15 protein-coding genes and 3 tRNA genes are annotated in these 16,104 nt (G+C 63.9%); 17 read left to right on the top strand and 1 reads right to left on the bottom strand.

Annotated features, from left to right (window positions below; all coding sequences use genetic code 11):
- Positions 1-51: 51 nt before the first annotated feature.
- The 7 genes from C84B14_RS16770 (at position 52) to C84B14_RS16740 (ending at position 5,157) form a co-directional block, all read left to right on the top strand.
- Positions 52-777, top strand: coding sequence for a 50S ribosomal protein L25/general stress protein Ctc (locus tag C84B14_RS16770; RefSeq protein ID WP_491731132.1), 726 nt, complete (start codon positions 52-54; stop codon positions 775-777).
- Positions 778-825: 48 nt separating this feature from the next.
- The gene (pth, locus tag C84B14_RS16765) at positions 826-1,419 is read left to right on the top strand and encodes an aminoacyl-tRNA hydrolase (RefSeq protein WP_353225821.1); all 594 of its coding nucleotides are present in this window, start codon (positions 826-828) and stop codon (positions 1,417-1,419) included.
- A gap of 99 nt (positions 1,420-1,518) precedes the next feature.
- The gene (gene ychF / locus C84B14_RS16760) at positions 1,519-2,610 is read left to right on the top strand and encodes a redox-regulated ATPase YchF (RefSeq protein ID WP_348767306.1); all 1,092 of its coding nucleotides are present in this window, start codon (positions 1,519-1,521) and stop codon (positions 2,608-2,610) included.
- Between the two features lie 84 nt (positions 2,611-2,694).
- Positions 2,695-2,770: transfer RNA gene (locus C84B14_RS16755), tRNA-Met, on the top strand.
- A 166-nt stretch (positions 2,771-2,936) separates the two neighbouring features.
- On the top strand, positions 2,937-4,358 hold the full coding sequence (locus C84B14_RS16750) for an ABC1 kinase family protein (protein ID WP_353225818.1): 1,422 nt from the start codon (positions 2,937-2,939) through the stop codon (positions 4,356-4,358).
- 47 nt (positions 4,359-4,405) lie between these two features.
- Positions 4,406-4,906, top strand: a complete 501-nt coding sequence (locus tag C84B14_RS16745; protein ID WP_353225817.1) for a DUF2505 domain-containing protein — start codon at positions 4,406-4,408, stop codon at positions 4,904-4,906.
- Between the two features lie 2 nt (positions 4,907-4,908).
- On the top strand, positions 4,909-5,157 hold the full coding sequence (locus C84B14_RS16740) for a DUF2970 domain-containing protein (protein ID WP_353225815.1): 249 nt from the start codon (positions 4,909-4,911) through the stop codon (positions 5,155-5,157).
- A 24-nt stretch (positions 5,158-5,181) separates the two neighbouring features.
- Here the strand turns inward: C84B14_RS16740 and mutS are convergent, their stop codons facing one another.
- Positions 5,182-7,809 carry a DNA mismatch repair protein MutS gene (gene mutS / locus C84B14_RS16735; RefSeq protein ID WP_353225813.1) on the bottom strand — a complete coding sequence of 876 codons (2,628 nt, stop codon included), beginning with the start codon at positions 7,807-7,809 and terminating at the stop codon, positions 5,182-5,184.
- A gap of 204 nt (positions 7,810-8,013) precedes the next feature.
- Between mutS and C84B14_RS16730 the strand changes: the two genes are divergently transcribed.
- The 10 genes from C84B14_RS16730 (at position 8,014) to C84B14_RS16685 (ending at position 16,047) form a co-directional block, all read left to right on the top strand.
- Entirely contained in the window at positions 8,014-8,523 is a 510-nt protein-coding gene (locus C84B14_RS16730) for a CinA family protein (protein ID WP_353225811.1), read from the top strand.
- Positions 8,524-8,544: 21 nt separating this feature from the next.
- Complete coding sequence (gene thpR / locus C84B14_RS16725; protein WP_353225809.1) at positions 8,545-9,090, top strand: RNA 2',3'-cyclic phosphodiesterase; 546 nt, start codon at positions 8,545-8,547, stop codon at positions 9,088-9,090.
- 84 nt (positions 9,091-9,174) lie between these two features.
- A complete protein-coding gene (gene recA / locus C84B14_RS16720; RefSeq protein WP_348767299.1) occupies positions 9,175-10,266 on the top strand; it encodes a recombinase RecA in 1,092 nt (363 codons plus the stop codon).
- A gap of 30 nt (positions 10,267-10,296) precedes the next feature.
- Entirely contained in the window at positions 10,297-10,776 is a 480-nt protein-coding gene (locus C84B14_RS16715; protein ID WP_353225806.1) for a regulatory protein RecX, read from the top strand.
- Between the two features lie 387 nt (positions 10,777-11,163).
- Positions 11,164-11,460 (top strand): MTH1187 family thiamine-binding protein, encoded by a 297-nt coding sequence (locus tag C84B14_RS16710; RefSeq protein WP_348767297.1) that lies wholly within the window; start codon positions 11,164-11,166, stop codon positions 11,458-11,460.
- Positions 11,461-11,556: 96 nt separating this feature from the next.
- Complete coding sequence (gene alaS / locus C84B14_RS16705; RefSeq protein ID WP_353225844.1) at positions 11,557-14,169, top strand: alanine--tRNA ligase; 2,613 nt, start codon at positions 11,557-11,559, stop codon at positions 14,167-14,169.
- A 63-nt stretch (positions 14,170-14,232) separates the two neighbouring features.
- The gene (locus tag C84B14_RS16700) at positions 14,233-15,507 is read left to right on the top strand and encodes an aspartate kinase (protein WP_353225804.1); all 1,275 of its coding nucleotides are present in this window, start codon (positions 14,233-14,235) and stop codon (positions 15,505-15,507) included.
- 9 nt (positions 15,508-15,516) lie between these two features.
- Positions 15,517-15,696: a carbon storage regulator gene (locus tag C84B14_RS16695; RefSeq protein WP_353225802.1), complete on the top strand. Its 180-nt coding sequence runs from the start codon at positions 15,517-15,519 to the stop codon at positions 15,694-15,696.
- 167 nt (positions 15,697-15,863) lie between these two features.
- Positions 15,864-15,956: transfer RNA gene (locus C84B14_RS16690), tRNA-Ser, on the top strand.
- Between the two features lie 14 nt (positions 15,957-15,970).
- Positions 15,971-16,047: transfer RNA gene (locus C84B14_RS16685), tRNA-Arg, on the top strand.
- Positions 16,048-16,104: the final 57 nt, after the last annotated feature.

The following is a 16,104-nucleotide window of genomic DNA, read 5'->3' as shown; positions in this document are numbered from 1 at the left end:
AGCGGTCGACGGAACCTCCGGCGGCCGTCCTTATTATTGGAGCGAATCGATATGGAAGCTTTCGAGCTGAATGCGGAAAAACGTACCGCGAAGGGCCGCGCCGAGAACCGTCGCCTGCGTCGCAACGGCCGTGTGCCGGCGATCATCTACGGTGGCAACGGCGAACCGGTGATGCTGACCCTGGAGCATAACGACCTCGACCATCATCTGGACAACGAGGCGTTCTTCTCCCACATCATCAAGATTCACGTCGACGGCGGCAGCACCGAGGAAGTGGTTCTGCGTGACCTGCAGCGCCATCCGGCCAAGCCGTTCATCGAGCACGCCGACTTTCTGCGCATCGTCGCCGGTGAAGCGCTGCGCATGAGCGTGCCGCTGCACTTCGTGGGCGAAGAGGAATGCCCGGGCGTGGCCGACGAGGACGGCGTTGTTCAGCACAACATGAACGACATCGAAATCGAATGTCTGCCGCGCAATCTGCCGGAATACATCGAGGTCGACTGCTCGAAGCTGCATCTGCACGATTCGGTGCACCTGAGCGAGCTGGTGCTGCCGGAAGGCGTCCAGATCGTCGAACTGATGGGCGACGAGGAAGATCAGACCGACCGTACCGTCGTGTCCGTACAGGTTCCGCGTGCCGCCATCGAGCTGGAAGCCGAAGAAGAGGCCGAAGCCGAAGCAGCCGCTGCCGAGGAAGCCGAGGCCGAGGACGCAGAGGACGGCGAATCCGAAGGCGACGAGGCGGACGACGCTTCCGGCGAAGACGAAGACAAGTAGTCTTCGTCGCGCTCGATCAGGCTTGCGCGAATACACACGGCACTCAGCGTGAGTGATTCGATTCGCGCGCTGGTGGCGCTGGGCAATCCCGGCGCCGATCATGCCAGCGATCGGCATAACGTCGGTTTCTGGCTGGCCGATCGTCTGGCCGAACGTTGGCGCCTGAGCTTCTCGCCGGAACGCAAGTTCAAGGGCGAGCTGGCACGATATGGCTCGGGCGACGCCAGCGTTTGGTTGCTCAAGCCTACGACCTTCATGAATCGCAGCGGCGACGCGGCGCAGCCGCTGTGTGCCTTTCACAAGATCCCGCCCGAGAGCGTGCTGGTCGTGCACGACGAGCTCGATCTGCCGGCGGGGACTGCGCGTTTCAAGCAGTCGGGTGGCCACGGCGGCCATAACGGGCTGCGCGACATCACGCGGGTGATCGGGACCCAGTACAAGCGCTTGCGTATCGGCATCGGCCACCCGGGCGATCGCTCGCTGGTACTGTCCTATGTGCTGGGCACCCCGTCGTCGGACGATCGAATTGCCATCGACAATGCCATCGACGCCGGTATCGACGCATTCGAGCTGGCTCTCGACAAGGGCTGGGACCACGGCGCCCAGCGGTTGAACTCGCGCAAGGCGCCGGCCAGCGATTAATCCACCGCGAACGCTGCGATCTCGCGGCCCGGTCGCTAACACGTCATCGCGATGCGCCTGCCGTTGGCGCTGCACCACACGCCATCAGAGGTTGTTCACATGGCTCTTCAGGTCGGGATCGTCGGTTTGCCCAACGTGGGCAAGTCCACACTTTTCAACGCGCTCACCGCGGCCGAAATACCGGCCGAGAACTACCCCTTTTGCACCATCGACCCGAACGTGGGTGTGGTGAGCGTGCCGGACCCGCGACTGACCGCGCTCGCCGGCATTGCCAGCCCCGAAAAGACCATTCCTACGGCAATCGAGTTCGTCGATATCGCCGGTCTGGTCGCCGGGGCGTCCACCGGCGAGGGGCTGGGCAACCAGTTTCTGGCCAATATTCGGGAAACAGACGCCATCCTGCACGTGGTGCGTTGCTTCGACGACGATGACGTCATGCACGTCTCGGGCCGGGTCGATCCGATCGCCGATATCGAAACCATCGATACCGAGCTGGCGCTGGCCGATCTGACCACGGTTACGCGTGCGGCCGAGCGTACGGCCAAGGCGGCCAAGTCCGGCGACAAGACCGCCAAGCGCAACTTCGAGTTGTTCGAGCGGGTGCGCGACCATCTGGACACGGGCGCGCCGGTGCGGGCGATGGAATTCAGCGACGACGAGCGCCTGGCGCTGCGCGAGCTGCATCTGATCACGGCCAAACCGGCCCTGTTCGTGGCCAACGTGGACGAGAATGGCTTCGAGAACAATCCGCTGCTCGATCGCGTGGCCGAGCATGCCGCGGCTCAGAATGCGCCGGTGGTTGCGGTGTGCGCCGCGCTGGAAGGCGAACTCGCCCAGCTCGACGGCGACGACAAGAACGAATTCCTGGCCGATCTGGGGCTTGATGAGCCCGGCCTGGATCGGGTCATTCGTGCGGCCTACGAACTGCTAGGCCTGCAGACCTTTTTTACCGTCGGGCCCAAGGAAGTAAGGGCCTGGACGGTGCGCCGCGGCGCGACCGCGCCCCAGGCCGCCGGCGTGATTCATACCGACTTCGAACGCGGCTTTATTCGTGCCGAAGTCATCGGCTACGACGACTACGTCACCCTCAAGGGCGAGAAAGGGGCCAAGGAAGCCGGCCGCCAACGCCTTGAAGGCAAGGAATACGTGATGGTCGAGGGCGACGTCGTGCACTTTCGTTTCAATGTCTGAAACCGGTGTGTCCGGGGTGCTATCGCAGCCAACGATTAAAGGGTTGACACAACGGGCCTCGGCGAAGAAACTACGCGGCTTTCCGGCTATGTAGCTCAGGGGTTAGAGCATCGCATTCATAATGCGAGAGTCGGTGGTTCAAATCCACCCATAGCCACCAGGCGACGTGCACCTTCGATTATTCGAAGGTTGGAAAGGGATCCGGCAGGCGCCGGATCCCTTTTTTTATGCGCCGAGTGTGGCCGCGGATATCGGTATCCATCCCCATCCGGCAAGCGCTGGCGACCTGATAGACTTCGACCTTTATCCAGCGTTCGACATGACGTATGGCCTTCAAGTCCGACCGTAAAGACCGCAAGCCGCTCAAGCTCAAGACGGGCTCCTTCGACCGTAATGCCGCCATGGCCCGTATGGGCGTGATGGCCGGGGCGTCGTTCGCCGGCCATACGCTGGGGAACATGTTTCGCAGCAAGGAAGACCGGGAACGACGCAACCGCGAGTTCTACGTCAAACAGGCGGAGTTCCTGGCCGACGAGCTGGGCCAGCTCAAGGGCAGCGTGATGAAGGTCGGCCAGATGCTGTCGGTGTACGGGCAGTATTTCATGCCGCCCGAAGCCATCGAGGTGCTGCGCAGCCTCCAGGACGACAGCCCGCCGGTGGCCTGGGAAGACCTGGAGCCGGTGGTGGTGGAGCGCCTGGGCAAGAAGCGTCTGGCCGAGCTGGAAATCGACCCGGAGCCGATGGCAGCCGCCTCGCTGGGCCAGGTTCATCGCGCCACGCGCAAGTCGGACGGCCTGGAACTGTGCGTGAAGATCCAGTATCCGCGCCTGGCCGATGCCATCGATAGCGATATCCGCACGCTGACCCAGATCGTGCGCCTGGCCCGGCTCGTGCCCAAGGGCATGGAGCTGAACGCGATCATGGAAGAAGTGCGAGAGATGATCTACCGCGAGGTGGATTACGATCGCGAGCTGCGCATGACCCGGGAGTTTTCTACCCGGCTCGAAGGCGACGAGCGCTACGTGGTGCCCCAGGTCTTCCCGGAATACTCCACCGAAACCGTGCTGGTGACTTCCTACGAAGCCGCGCACCACGTACAGAGCGAAGCGGTACAGGCTCTCGACCAGGCGCGCCGCAACGAGATCGGTCGCAGCGCGCTGGACCTGTTCTTCCGCGAGTTCTTTGTGTGGGGCATCGTGCAGACGGACCCGCATTTCGGCAACTACAAGATTCGCCTGCGCGAGGACGGACCGGACCAGATGGTACTGCTGGATTTCGGCGCCACCCGCGAATTCGCACCGCGTTTTCTCGGCTCCTACTACGATGTGGTCACCGGTGCCTTCGAAAAGGACGCCAAGCGTTTGATCGACGGCGCGATCGGCATCAACCTGCTACGCCGCGATTCACCCCAGCACGTGTTCGATGCCTTCGCCAAGGTCGGCATGCTCATGATCGAGCCGTTCGCCGACGACGCGCCCGACGAATTGACCACGCCGGACGGGGCCTACCGCTGGGGCGAGTCGGACCTGCCGTTTCGAGTGTCGCGGGCGGTTTCCGACGCCGCGATCTCCCGCTGGTTCCGAATCCCGCCGCGCGAGATCGTTTTCCTGCACCGCCGGATGGGCGGCGTATTCGTACTGCTGGCCGTGCTCGATGCCGAAGTCGACGCCCACGGTATGCTCGCCTCTTATCTGTATCGCGACGACGGCTCGCCGTCCGCCAACGGCATGGACCGCCCGGCCGAGTGAGCGGCCCCGGCTTTCATCGTTACCCCCAAGCACAAGGAACGCGCTGAATGAAGTTCGAAGAAACCTATGATTTCGATTATCCCGTGGACGTCATCATGACGATGTTCGGTGACGAGTCGTACTACCTGCGCAAGTACGAGCGCCTGGATGGGCGCAGCGCCGAACATATCGAGACCACCCAGGGTAAGGACGAGTTCGAAATCACCGTGCGCTACGGCTTCGGTACGGAAGAAATGAATCTGCCCGACATGATCCGTTCGCGCATGCCCAAGAAGGTGGACATGCTGCAGACGGATCGCTGGGATCTGACCGCCAACCACGGTCGAATCGATATCGACTTCGAGAAAACGCCTGCGAACGTGGCCATCGACATGCTCCTGAAGGACAACGGCGGCAAGGCTCGTATGACGCTCGGCTTCAATATCAAGGTCGAGGTCCCCATGGTGGGCGGGCGCGTTGAAAAAGCCATTTCCGGGCCGCTTACGCGCCGTGTCTGGCGCGATCTGGATATCAGCAACGAAATGGCGGAAGAGTACGCCGCCAAATAGCCGTGAAAAACGCTGACGAGAACAATGACAGCAAGGATGTGCCGGCGGGGGAAAGCCGACGGCCGCCCACGCTATGGCAGAGCTGGATGAGCGTGATGGCGGCGTTCTTCGGCGTGCAGTCGAGCGAGAATCGCGAGCGCGATTTCACCCGCGGTCGGGCCAGTCATTTCATACTGCTGGGCCTGGTGGCCACGGTGCTGCTCGTAATGCTGCTGGTGGGCCTGGTCAAACTCGCCACTTCCATGGCGTGACCCACCCGAGCGCGACCCGCACGCTCACTGCGGGTCGGTTTGGCTGGCCATGCGCTTGAGACGGTAAAGCAGTTCCAGCGCCTCGCGCGGGGTGAGGTCGTCGCAGTCGAGTTCGGCCAGCGCGTCGTGCACCGGGTCCGGCTCGGCGGGCTTGTCCTCGACCGGTGCGGCCTCGAACAGGCCGAGCTGCGGGCCGGACTGTTCGCGCGACTGGGCTTCCAGCTCGGCCAGATGTTTTTCAGCCTGGCGGATAACGGCCCGCGGTACGCCCGCCAACGAGGCCACCTGCAGTCCAAAGCTGCGCGATGCAGGCCCCGGACGGATGGCGTGCAGAAACACCAGCTTTTGCTCGCCGCCGCTGTTGTAGTCGGCCACTTCGAAATGGGCGTTTCGGCTCGCGGGCCAGTCTTCGGCGAGCTGGGTGAGTTCGAAATAATGGGTGGCGAACAGCGTATAGGCCCGGTTGTGGCGGGCCAGGCGTTCGGCCACCGCGCGCGCCAGCGCCAGGCCGTCGTAGGTCGAGGTGCCGCGGCCGATCTCGTCGAGCAGCACCAGCGAGCGCTCGGTGGCGTGGTGCAAAATCTGTGCGGTTTCGCTCATCTCCACCATGAAGGTGGACTGCCCGGCCGACAGGTCGTCGCCGGCGCCGATCCGGGTAAAGATACGATCGAGCGGGCCGATTTCGGCGGCCTCGGCCGGCACGAAACTGCCGATATGCGTGAGCAGCACGATGAGTGCCGTCTGGCGCATATAGGTCGATTTGCCGCCCATGTTCGGGCCAGTGATCAGCAGCAGTCGGCAGTCGTCGTCGAGCTCGGTATCGTTGGCCACGAACGGGGTATCGGAGAAATGCTCGACCACCGGATGACGCCCACCGGTGATATGCACGCCCGGGGCGTCGGTGAGGGTGGGCGCCACCCAGTGATAATCCAGCGCACAGCGCGACAGCGCACACAGCACGTCCAGGCTTGCCAGCCCGGCCGCGATCGACTGCAGCCTGGGCAGATGCGCGGCCAGCGTTTCCACCAGCTCGGCGTATAGGGCTTTTTCCCGAGCCAGGGCGCGCTCGCGCGCCGAGAGCACCTGGTCCTCGAACTGCTTGAGTTCCGGCGTGATATACCGTTCCACGGCCTTGAGCGTCTGGCGGCGCTGGTAGTCGATGGGCGCGGCATCGGCATGCACGCGCCCCATCTCGATGTAATAGCCGTGCACGCGGTTGTAGCCCACCTTGAGCGTGTCCACGCCGGTGCGTTCGCGCTCGCGGGTTTCCAGGTCGGCGAGATAGCCGTCCGCGTTGGCCGACAGGTCGCGCAGCTCGTCGAGCGTTTCGTCGTAGCCGCGGGCGATCACGCCGCCGTCGCGTACCACCACCGGCGGCTCGGCTACCACCGCGCGCTCGAGCAGTTCGCGTACCTCGTCGGCCGGGTCGATCTGCTCGTGCAGTGCGGCCAGCAGGGGCGCGTCGAGGCCGGCCAGTGTGCGGCGTATGGCCGGAAGCGCGGCCAGCGCACGCGTGAGCCCCGACAAATCGCGCGGGCGCGCGGAGGCCAGGGCGATGCGCGTGGCGATACGCTCGACGTCGGGTACTTCCTTGAGCCGTTCGGACAGCCCGGCATGGCTGCCCGACAGCAGCGTTTCGATGGCCAGATGGCGATGGCGCAGGATATCGAAGTTGCGCAGCGGCTCGGCCAGCCAGCGGCGCAACGCGCGTGCGCCCATCGCGGTGGCGCAACGGTCGAGCAGGCCCACCAGGCTGTGCCGGGTATCGCCGGAGGCGCTGCGCTCGATTTCCAGATTGCGCCGGGTGGCCGCATCCAGCACCAGCGTATCGGTGACCGCATAGGTGCGCAGGCTCTTGATATGCGACAGCGCCGCCTGCTGAGTCGCCTCCACGTAATCGATGAGCGCGCCGGCCGCGGCGATGGCGCGCGGCAGGTCGGCACAGCCAAAGGCATCCAGCTGTGCGACCTCGAAAAAACCTTCCAGCCGTCGTCGGGCGCTGATCGCATCGAACAGCCAGCTGGGCCGGCGGGTCAGGGCGATCCCGTCCACGGGCAGTTCGAGCGAGGCCTGTTCGCTCACCACGATCTCGGCCGGATCGAGCCGGGCGAGTTCGGCGGCCAGGGCCGTTTCGTCGGCAACTTCGGTCACCGCGAAATCGCCGCGGGCCAGTTCCAGCACGGCGATGCCGATCGCCCGTTTCGCCGGGGCGATCGCCACGATCAGATTGGCGCGACGCGCATCCAGCAGCGCATCGTCGGTGACCGTGCCGGGGGTGACCACGCGCACCACTTCGCGTCTGACCGGGCCCTTGCTCGCGCCCGGCGCTTCCAGCTGCTCACAGATGGCGATGGATTCGCCCTTGGCGATCAGTCGCGCAAGATACTGCTCGGCGGCGTGATAGGGCACGCCCGCCATCGGGATCGAGCGCCCGGCGGATTCGCCGCGTGCCGTCAGCGTGATATCGAGCAGCTCGGCCGCGCGGTGGGCATCGTCGAAGAACAGTTCGTAGAAGTCGCCCATGCGATAGAACAGCAGCATGTGCGGGTAGTCGGCCTTGATGCCGAGGTACTGGCGCATCATCGGCGTATGCCCGGCGTAGTCGTCGGCCGGGCTGTCGGTGCGCGGATCGGTGCGGGGGCGTGCGCTCATGAAGCAGTCTGTGTCGGTAAACGAACGAGGGGCGCGGCCCGGCAGGCCACAGCGCGCAATTGTAGACGTACGCCGGGGAATACGCAGAACCGGGTGGCGCCGCAGGCTGGGCGTGTCGAATCGGGCGCTCGGCCGGCACCGCGATTATCAGTCGTTACGCGCAACAGTCCGCAAATCGCGAGATGTCTTAGGCATAATGCAGCCATGACGGTACCTTACGACGCCCAGACTTCGATTGCCTCGCTCGTCGATCAGCTGGCCACGCTGATGACCGGCCGCGGGCAAACCCTGGCCACCGCCGAGTCCTGCACCGGCGGCATGATTGCGGCCGCCTGTACCGACCGGGCCGGCAGCTCGGCATGGTTCGAGCGTGGTTTCGTGACCTACTCGAATGAAGCGAAGCAGGACAGCCTCGGTGTGGCCAGTGAACTCATCGAGCGCCACGGCGCGGTCAGCGAACCGGTGGTGGCGGCCATGCTCGACGGCACGCTCGCACATAGCCCGGCCGACTGGGCGATCGCCGTATCCGGGGTCGCGGGGCCCGGCGGCGGCAGCGAAGACAAGCCGGTGGGCACGGTCTATATCGGCTGGGTCGCGAGAAGCCGGCCGCCCGAAGTGGTGCGCTATCAGTTCGAAGGTGCGCGTGACGAGGTCCGCAGCCAGAGCGTGGTTGCCGCGCTGGTGGGGCTGCGCGAGCGTGTCGACGCGGGCTGAGTACAGACACCGCCGCGGTCGATGACAGCCGCGGCTGACCCACCGCGCGACAGCCAGCGGTTGTTCTTCGCGCTCATGCCGCCGCCTGGCGTTGCAGCGCGTATCGCCAATGCGGCGGATCGGCTCGGGCTCGTCGGCCGGCGTATCGAATCGTCGCGTTTACACCTCACGCTCGTTTTTCTCGGCGCCGTCGAGTCGGCGATACAGGCCCGCCTTTGCAGCGTGGCCGAGACGATCGACCTGCCGGCGTTTACGCTCGTGCTCGATCGGTTGAGCGGCTTCCAAGGCCCGCAGATTGCCTGGCTCGGGCCCTCCAGACCGCCACGGACGCTGTTGGACTTGGCGGCGACGCTGGATAAAAATACAATTGGCGGCATTGATAACTATCGGTTTCGCCCGCATGTCAGCGTCAGACGCGGCATTGGCTGCGTAGCCACGGCACGAGTTGAACCGATCGCATGGCCGGTTACCCATTTTTCGCTGCTCGCAAGCGGCGACGGCGGGCAGCCCGGGGCCTATCGGGAACTGGGCCGCTGGCCGCTTGAACGAGGGCGCCCGGCATTGTGAAATAATGGCCGCGTAGCGTGTCATGACCGCCTCGCCACGGCCGGCGCGGCGACCGTATCCACGAACGACAAAGCGACGACAACTATGGACGAAGATCGTAAGAAAGCACTGGCGGCTGCCCTGAGCCAGATCGAGCGTCAGTTCGGCAAGGGCTCGGTCATGCGCATGGGCGACCAGGACACGAGCAATATTCCGTCCATTTCCAGCGGGTCGCTCACGCTCGATATCGCCCTGGGCATCGGCGGCTATCCGCGCGGTCGCGTCGTGGAAATCTATGGTCCCGAGTCGTCGGGCAAGACCACGCTCACGCTTCAGGCCATCGCCGAATGCCAGAAGGGCGGCGGCACCGCGGCATTCATCGACGCCGAGCACGCGCTGGACCCGACCTATGCCGAAGCGCTCGGCGTGGATATCGAAAATCTGCTCATCAGCCAGCCGGATACCGGCGAACAGGCGCTCGAAATCGCGGACATGCTGGTGCGTTCGGCAGCGGTCGATATCGTTGTTGTCGACTCGGTGGCCGCACTCACCCCGAAGGCCGAAATCGAAGGCGAGATGGGCGATTCGCACGTTGGCCTGCAGGCGCGCCTGATGAGCCAAGCGCTGCGCAAGCTCACCGCCAACATCAAGCGCACCGGCACCACGGTGATGTTCATCAACCAGATCCGTATGAAGATCGGCGTGATGTTCGGCAGCCCCGAAACCACCACGGGCGGTAACGCTCTGAAATTCTATGCTTCGGTACGCCTGGATATCCGTCGTATCGGCGCGATCAAGAAGGGCGACGAGGTCATCGGCAACGAAACCCGGGTGAAGGTGGTCAAGAACAAGATGGCACCGCCGTTCCGCAAGGCCGAGTTCGAGATCCTCTACGGCGAGGGCAGCTCGCGCGAAGGCGAGATCATCGATTTGGGCGTGGCCAACAACCTCATCGAAAAAGCCGGCTCCTGGTATTCCTATAACGGCGATCGCGTCGGCCAGGGCAAGGACAACGCCCGTAACTTCCTCAAGGAAAACCCCGAAATCGCCCAGCAGCTTGAAACCGCGCTGCGTGAGAAGCTGCTTGCGCCCAAACGCAAGAAAAAGGACGAGAAGGCCGAGGCAGCCGCCGAGCAAGGCGAAGGCGAGGCCGCGGACGATTTGCTCGGCTCCGCACAGGGCGGCAAGAACAGCTAGGCGCATCGATCGGGCGCTGTAAAGCAAGCGATGACGCAGGCGCAGAACGACGATCAACCGCTCGACCCGGCGGCCGAGCGCATCGCCATTCGCAAACGGGCCATGGACATGCTCGCGCGCCGCGAGCATGCGCCGGCCGAGCTCTCGCAGAAGCTGGCCAAACGCGATCACGACCGCGAACAGGTGGCCGAGGTACTCGACGAACTGGTCGACGACGGGCTGCTGTCGGCCGCCCGTTATGCCGATGCCATGGTGTCGTCGCGCGCCTCCCGCGGTATCGGGCCGGTGCGCATTCGCGCGGAGCTGGCAGCGGTGCGCATCGACGAGGCCGAGATCGAACGCGCCCTCGCCGACAGCGAAACCGACTGGAACGCGCTCGCCGAAGAGGTGCGCGCCAAACGTTTCGGCGCGGCACAGCCCGAGGATTTCCCCGCCAAGGCCAAGCAGATGCGTTTTCTGCAGCGCCGTGGTTTCGATATGGACATGCTCAACGCCGCCTTCGACGACTGAGAGAACGAACGTTGGCGCCCGGCCCGGACGTCGCGTGGGCCCGCCTGTCGGTGCAAAGTAACGCTTGATGCGTACGAAGGTCAGCGTGCGGCGTGGACAGCAGATCAGGCGCGTTGCCAGCGACCGGCCGTTGGCCTCGTCTGCGTTCGGTCGCGCGCGTTCCGAGAATGCTTGCTCAGTAGCACCACGAACCAGGGCCTGCTCATGTAGACCGTTGAGCAGGCAACGCGAACAGCAAGCCACGCAGCCTCGCGCAGTTTGTGCTTCGGGTTATTCGCGTGTCTTGGCGTTCATGTGCGGACAAACTGCTTGCTTGAGTATCGCCGACTACGTTTCATACACGGCCAAGATAATGACTTGTCAGCCCAAGCCGCAAAGGAATGACTCATGAACATCACCGCCGAAATCTGCGTTATTCCCATGGGTGCGGGCGTGTCGGTATCGCGCTATATCGCGGCCTGTCAGCCGATTCTTGAAAAGGCGGGGCTCAATCCCGTGGTGCATGCCTATGGCACCAACGTGGAAGGCGAGTGGGACGACGTGTTCGCGGCGTTCAAGCAATGTCATCAGACCATTCACGAGCTCGGCGCGCCGCGCGTGTTCACCACCATCAAGCTGGGCAGCCGCAGCGATCGTGTGCAGAGCAATCAGGACAAGGTCGATAGCGTTCGCGCGCTACGGTGATCGACTACGCCGGCGCCGGTAGGGCCAGCCAAAAGGCTCTGCTAAACTAGCGCGCTATTTGCTCCCAGCTGAATTTGTAAGAGGCGCCTGCCCATGATGTCCACCAACGCGTTGCGTGCGCGTTTCGTCGAATATTTCGAACGGCACAAGCATCGATTCGTCGCCTCGAGCAGCCTGGTACCGGCCTCCGATCCGACCCTGCTGTTTACGAACGCCGGCATGGTGCCGTTCAAGGACGTGTTTCTGGGCCGCGACAAGCGCGACTACAGTCGTGCCGTGTCGTCGCAGCGCTGTGTGCGCGCCGGCGGCAAGCACAACGACCTGGAAAACGTCGGCTATACCGCGCGCCATCACACCTTCTTCGAAATGCTGGGCAACTTCAGCTTCGGCGATTATTTCAAGCGCGAGGCCATTCATTTCGCCTGGGAATTTCTCACCGGCGAACTCGGCCTGCCCAAGGAAAAACTCTGGGTCACGGTCTACGAGGAAGACGAAGAAGCCGCGCGTATCTGGCTCGACGAAATCGGCGTGTCCGAGTCCACGTTCTCGCGCATCGGCGCCAAGGACAACTTCTGGCAGATGGGTGATACGGGCCCCTGCGGCCCGTGCTCGGAAATCTTCTACGACCACGGCGAGCATATCGCCGGTGGACCGCCCGGTACGCCGGAAGAGGACGGCGACCGCTTCGTGGAGATCTGGAATCTGGTGTTCATGCAGTACGACCGCCAGCCCGACGGCACCATGGTCGATCTGCCCAGCCCGTCGATCGATACCGGCATGGGCCTGGAGCGTATCGCTGCGGTCATGCAGGGCACCCACGACAACTACGGCATCGACGTCTTCCAGACGCTGATCAAGGCAGCGGCGGACGCGGTGGGGATGGACGCCGCCACGGCCGAGCCGGCGCATCAGTCGTCGCTCAAGGTGGTGGCCGATCATATCCGTGCGACCGCGTTCCTGATTACCGACGGGGTAATGCCGTCGAACGAAGGCCGCGGCTACGTGCTGCGCCGGATCATGCGGCGCGCGATCCGCCACGGCCACAAGCTGGGCGCGACCGGCACCTTCTTCTACAGGCTGGTCGGCCCGCTGGTCGAACTCATGGGCGAGGCCTTTCCCGAGCTGGCTGATTCGAAGGCCCAGATCGAGCGCGTGGTCGAGCAGGAAGAACAGCGCTTCGCACTCACGCTCGCTCAGGGCCTGCGGATCCTCGAGGATGCGATCGGTGCCATGAGTGGTACCGAAATTCCGGGCGAGACGGTGTTCAAGCTCTACGACACCTACGGGTTTCCGGTCGATCTCACCAACGACGTGGCCCGCGAGCGCGGTCTGACCCTGGATACGCGCGGCTTCGATGCCGAAATGTCGGCCCAGCGCGAGCGCGCGCGTGCGGCCAGCCAGTTCGGTGCCGACTACCACGCCAAGATCGACGTGCAGTCGCCCACCGAGTTTATTGGCTACACCGAAACCCGCGGCCGTGCACAGCTGATCAGCCTCGTACAGAACGAACAGCCGGTGGACCGGCTGGCGGCGGGCGCCGAGGGCGTACTCGTGCTCGATCGCACCCCGTTCTACGGCGAATCCGGTGGTCAGCTGGGCGATCACGGCGTCATCGACGCCGACGGCGCTCGCTTCGTGGTAACGGACACTCAGAAACAAAACGGCGTGTTCCTGCACTTCGGCCGGGTCGAATCCGGCGAATTCGCCGCCGGCATGACCGTGGATGCCCAAGTCGATACGGCTCGCCGCCAGGATATCGAGCTCAACCACACTGCCACCCATCTGTTGCATGCGGCGTTGCGTGAAAGCCTCGGTACGCATGTGCGCCAGAAGGGTTCCATGGTCGCGCCCGACCGGCTGCGTTTCGACTTCGCCCATTTCGAGTCGGTCACTCCGGAAGCCCTGGCCGATATCGAAGCCCAGGTGAATGCCCGCGTACGCGAGAACATCCAGGGCCAGTTCTATACCCGCAGCTACGACGAGGCCATCGCCGAGGGCGCGCTGGCCTTCTTCGGCGAGAAATACGGCGACGAAGTGCGCGTGGTGCGCTTTGGCGACTATTCGGTGGAGCTCTGCGGCGGCACCCATGTGCCGGCCAGCGGCGCGATCGGTCTGGTGAAGATCACCGAAGAACGCGGCGTAGCCGCGGGCGTGCGCCGCCTGGAAGCTGTCACCGGCGCGCATGCGCTCAAGTGGGTTCAGGACACCATGGCCCGCGAAATCCGCGTGGCGTCCCGGCTCAAGGCCGCGCCCGCCGAGCTCGAGGACAAGCTCGATCGCATGCTCGAACGCGTGGCCGGGCTGGAAAAACAGCTCGACCAGGCCAACCAGAAGCTGGCGGCCAGCCAGGGCGACGATCTCGCCGACGCGGCCCGCGAGATCGGCGGTGCTCAGGTGGTGGTCCGGCGCATGGACGGCGCCGATCGCAAGGTATTGCGCGATACCGTCGACGCGCTCAAGAACAAGCTCGACCACGGCGTGATCGTGCTCGGTGCCGCCACAGACGGCAAGGTTGCGCTCATCGCGGGCGTGGCCAAGAGCCAGAGCAAGGCGCTGCCGGCCGGTGATCTCGTCAATTTCGTTGCCGAACAGGTCGGTGGCAAGGGCGGCGGCCGGCCGGATATGGCCCAGGCCGGCGGCAGCGACGCCAGCAAGCTCGATGAAGCGCTGGAAAGCGTTTACGGTTGGATCGAGCAGCGACTCGGGTAAGCTTAGTCGTATCAGTATTCAAGACCGGCGCGACCCCGCGCCCGACAAGGAAAACGATATTCCATGGCACTGATTGTTCAGAAATATGGCGGCTCGTCCGTCGGCAGCGTCGACAAGATCAAGCGCATCGCCCAGAAGATCAAGGGCTATCGCGACAACGGCGACCAGGTCGTGGTCGTGGTGTCGGCGATGGGCGGCGAAACCGATCGCCTGCAGGGCCTGGCCGAAGAGCTCGACGGCCGTCCGATCCCGCGCGAAATGGATGTGCTGCTCTCGACCGGGGAGCAGGTCACCATTTCGCTGCTGTCGATGGCGTTGCGCCATACCGGCGTATCGGCGCGTTCGTTCACCGGCTGGCAGGTGCCGATCGTCTCGGACGATTCGCATTCCAAGGCACGTATCCAGAAGATCGAGCCGGACAACCTGCGCAGCGCGCTCGACGACGGCGATGTGGCGGTTGTCGCCGGCTTCCAGGGTATTACCGAGTCCAACGAGATCTCGACCCTCGGCCGCGGCGGATCGGATACCACGGCGGTCGCACTCGCCGCCGCGCTTGGCGCCGACGAATGCCAGATCTACACCGACGTGGACGGGGTCTATACCACCGATCCGCGCGTGGTCTCGGGCGCGCGTCGTCTCGAGCAGATTACGTTCGAAGAAATGCTGGAAATGGCCAGCCTAGGTTCCAAGGTGTTGCAGATCCGCGCGGTCGAGTTCGCCGGTAAATACGGCGTGCCGCTGCGCGTACTGTCCACCTTCGACGACGGCCCCGGCACGCTCATTACATTGGAGAAACAAGTGGAAGAACCGATCATCTCCGGCATCGCCTTTACCAAGGATGAAGCCCAGCTCACCGTGCTCGGCGTGCCCGACAAGCCCGGCATTGCCTATGCGCTGCTCGGCCCGATCGGCGAAGCCAATATCGAAGTCGACATGATCCTGCAGAACGTGTCGGGCGATTCGTCCAGTGACTACACCCTGACCGACTTCACGTTCACCGTGCATACGCGCGATTTCGACGCGGCCAAGGAGCTGCTCGAGAAAGCCGCCAAGGATCTGGGCGCGCGTGAAGTCTCGGGCCAGGCCGGGATCGCCAAGGTATCGCTGGTAGGTGTAGGCATGCGTTCGCACGCCAACGTCGCGGCGCGCATGTTCAAGGCACTGGCCAGCGAGAACATCAACCTGCGCATGATCTCGACCACCGAGATCAAGATTTCGATCGTGATCGAAACCAAGTACCTGGAACTGGCCGTGCGCGCGCTGCACGACGAGTTCGAGCTCGACGAAGAGCCGAAGAAGGTCGAAAGCGAGCTCACGCCGAGCGCGGAACAGGGCTAGATCGCACCCGTGCTCATCTTCGAACGTCGCGCCGGTGAGCGCCTGCACATCGGCGACGAAATCGAGGTGAGGGTGCTGGATACCGACGGCGAACGCGTGCGTATCGCCGTCGAAGCGCCGCGGGACGTACGGGTGGAAAGCGTCGACGAGTCGTGCGAGCACGACGAATCGTCGATCGATCGCAAATGAAGTCGCATAAGGGGTTTACCCGCAAGGCTTAGCCGGGTATTATTCGCGGCCTTGAACGAATGAGAGTTCGTTTTCGCAAGGCCGCTACTCCGGTGAGTCGGTTTGTCGAAACAGTCGACGCAAACGGCTTCAGAACGGCGATTGCGTTTCGCAGGACAACGATTTTTGGAGAGGTGGCCGAGTGGCTGAAGGCGCTCCCCTGCTAAGGGAGTAAGGGGTTTATAGCCCCTTCGAGGGTTCGAATCCCTCCCTCTCCGCCATGACAACCAGTCAAGGGCCCGTAGCTCAGTTGGATAGAGCGTGCGGCTACGAACCGCAAGGTCGGGAGTTCGAATCTTCCCGGGCCCGCCATGCAAAGAAGGCTTCCCAGAGATGGGGAGCCTTTTTTTTGGTTCATCGCAGATTAGC

The sequence above is a fragment of the Salinisphaera sp. C84B14 genome (assembly GCF_040361435.1).
In the GTDB taxonomy this organism is placed as follows: domain Bacteria; phylum Pseudomonadota; class Gammaproteobacteria; order Nevskiales; family Salinisphaeraceae; genus Salinisphaera.
This window is presented reverse-complemented; position numbering and strand designations above follow the sequence as displayed.

Excerpts from the sequence above, each read along its gene's own strand:
- C84B14_RS16770 (WP_491731132.1), top strand. The coding sequence starts at position 52 with ATGGAAGCTTTCGAGCTGAATGCGGAAAAACGTACCGCGAAGGGCCGC.
- ychF (WP_348767306.1), top strand. The coding sequence starts at position 1,519 with ATGGCTCTTCAGGTCGGGATCGTCGGTTTGCCCAACGTGGGCAAGTCC.
- C84B14_RS16750 (WP_353225818.1), top strand. The coding sequence starts at position 2,937 with ATGGCCTTCAAGTCCGACCGTAAAGACCGCAAGCCGCTCAAGCTCAAG.
- C84B14_RS16745 (WP_353225817.1), top strand. The coding sequence starts at position 4,406 with ATGAAGTTCGAAGAAACCTATGATTTCGATTATCCCGTGGACGTCATC.
- mutS (WP_353225813.1), bottom strand. The coding sequence starts at position 7,809 with ATGAGCGCACGCCCCCGCACCGATCCGCGCACCGACAGCCCGGCCGAC.
- C84B14_RS16730 (WP_353225811.1), top strand. The coding sequence starts at position 8,014 with ATGACGGTACCTTACGACGCCCAGACTTCGATTGCCTCGCTCGTCGAT.
- thpR (WP_353225809.1), top strand. The coding sequence starts at position 8,545 with ATGACAGCCGCGGCTGACCCACCGCGCGACAGCCAGCGGTTGTTCTTC.
- recA (WP_348767299.1), top strand. The coding sequence starts at position 9,175 with ATGGACGAAGATCGTAAGAAAGCACTGGCGGCTGCCCTGAGCCAGATC.
- C84B14_RS16715 (WP_353225806.1), top strand. The coding sequence starts at position 10,297 with ATGACGCAGGCGCAGAACGACGATCAACCGCTCGACCCGGCGGCCGAG.
- C84B14_RS16710 (WP_348767297.1), top strand. The coding sequence starts at position 11,164 with ATGAACATCACCGCCGAAATCTGCGTTATTCCCATGGGTGCGGGCGTG.
- alaS (WP_353225844.1), top strand. The coding sequence starts at position 11,557 with ATGTCCACCAACGCGTTGCGTGCGCGTTTCGTCGAATATTTCGAACGG.
- C84B14_RS16700 (WP_353225804.1), top strand. The coding sequence starts at position 14,233 with ATGGCACTGATTGTTCAGAAATATGGCGGCTCGTCCGTCGGCAGCGTC.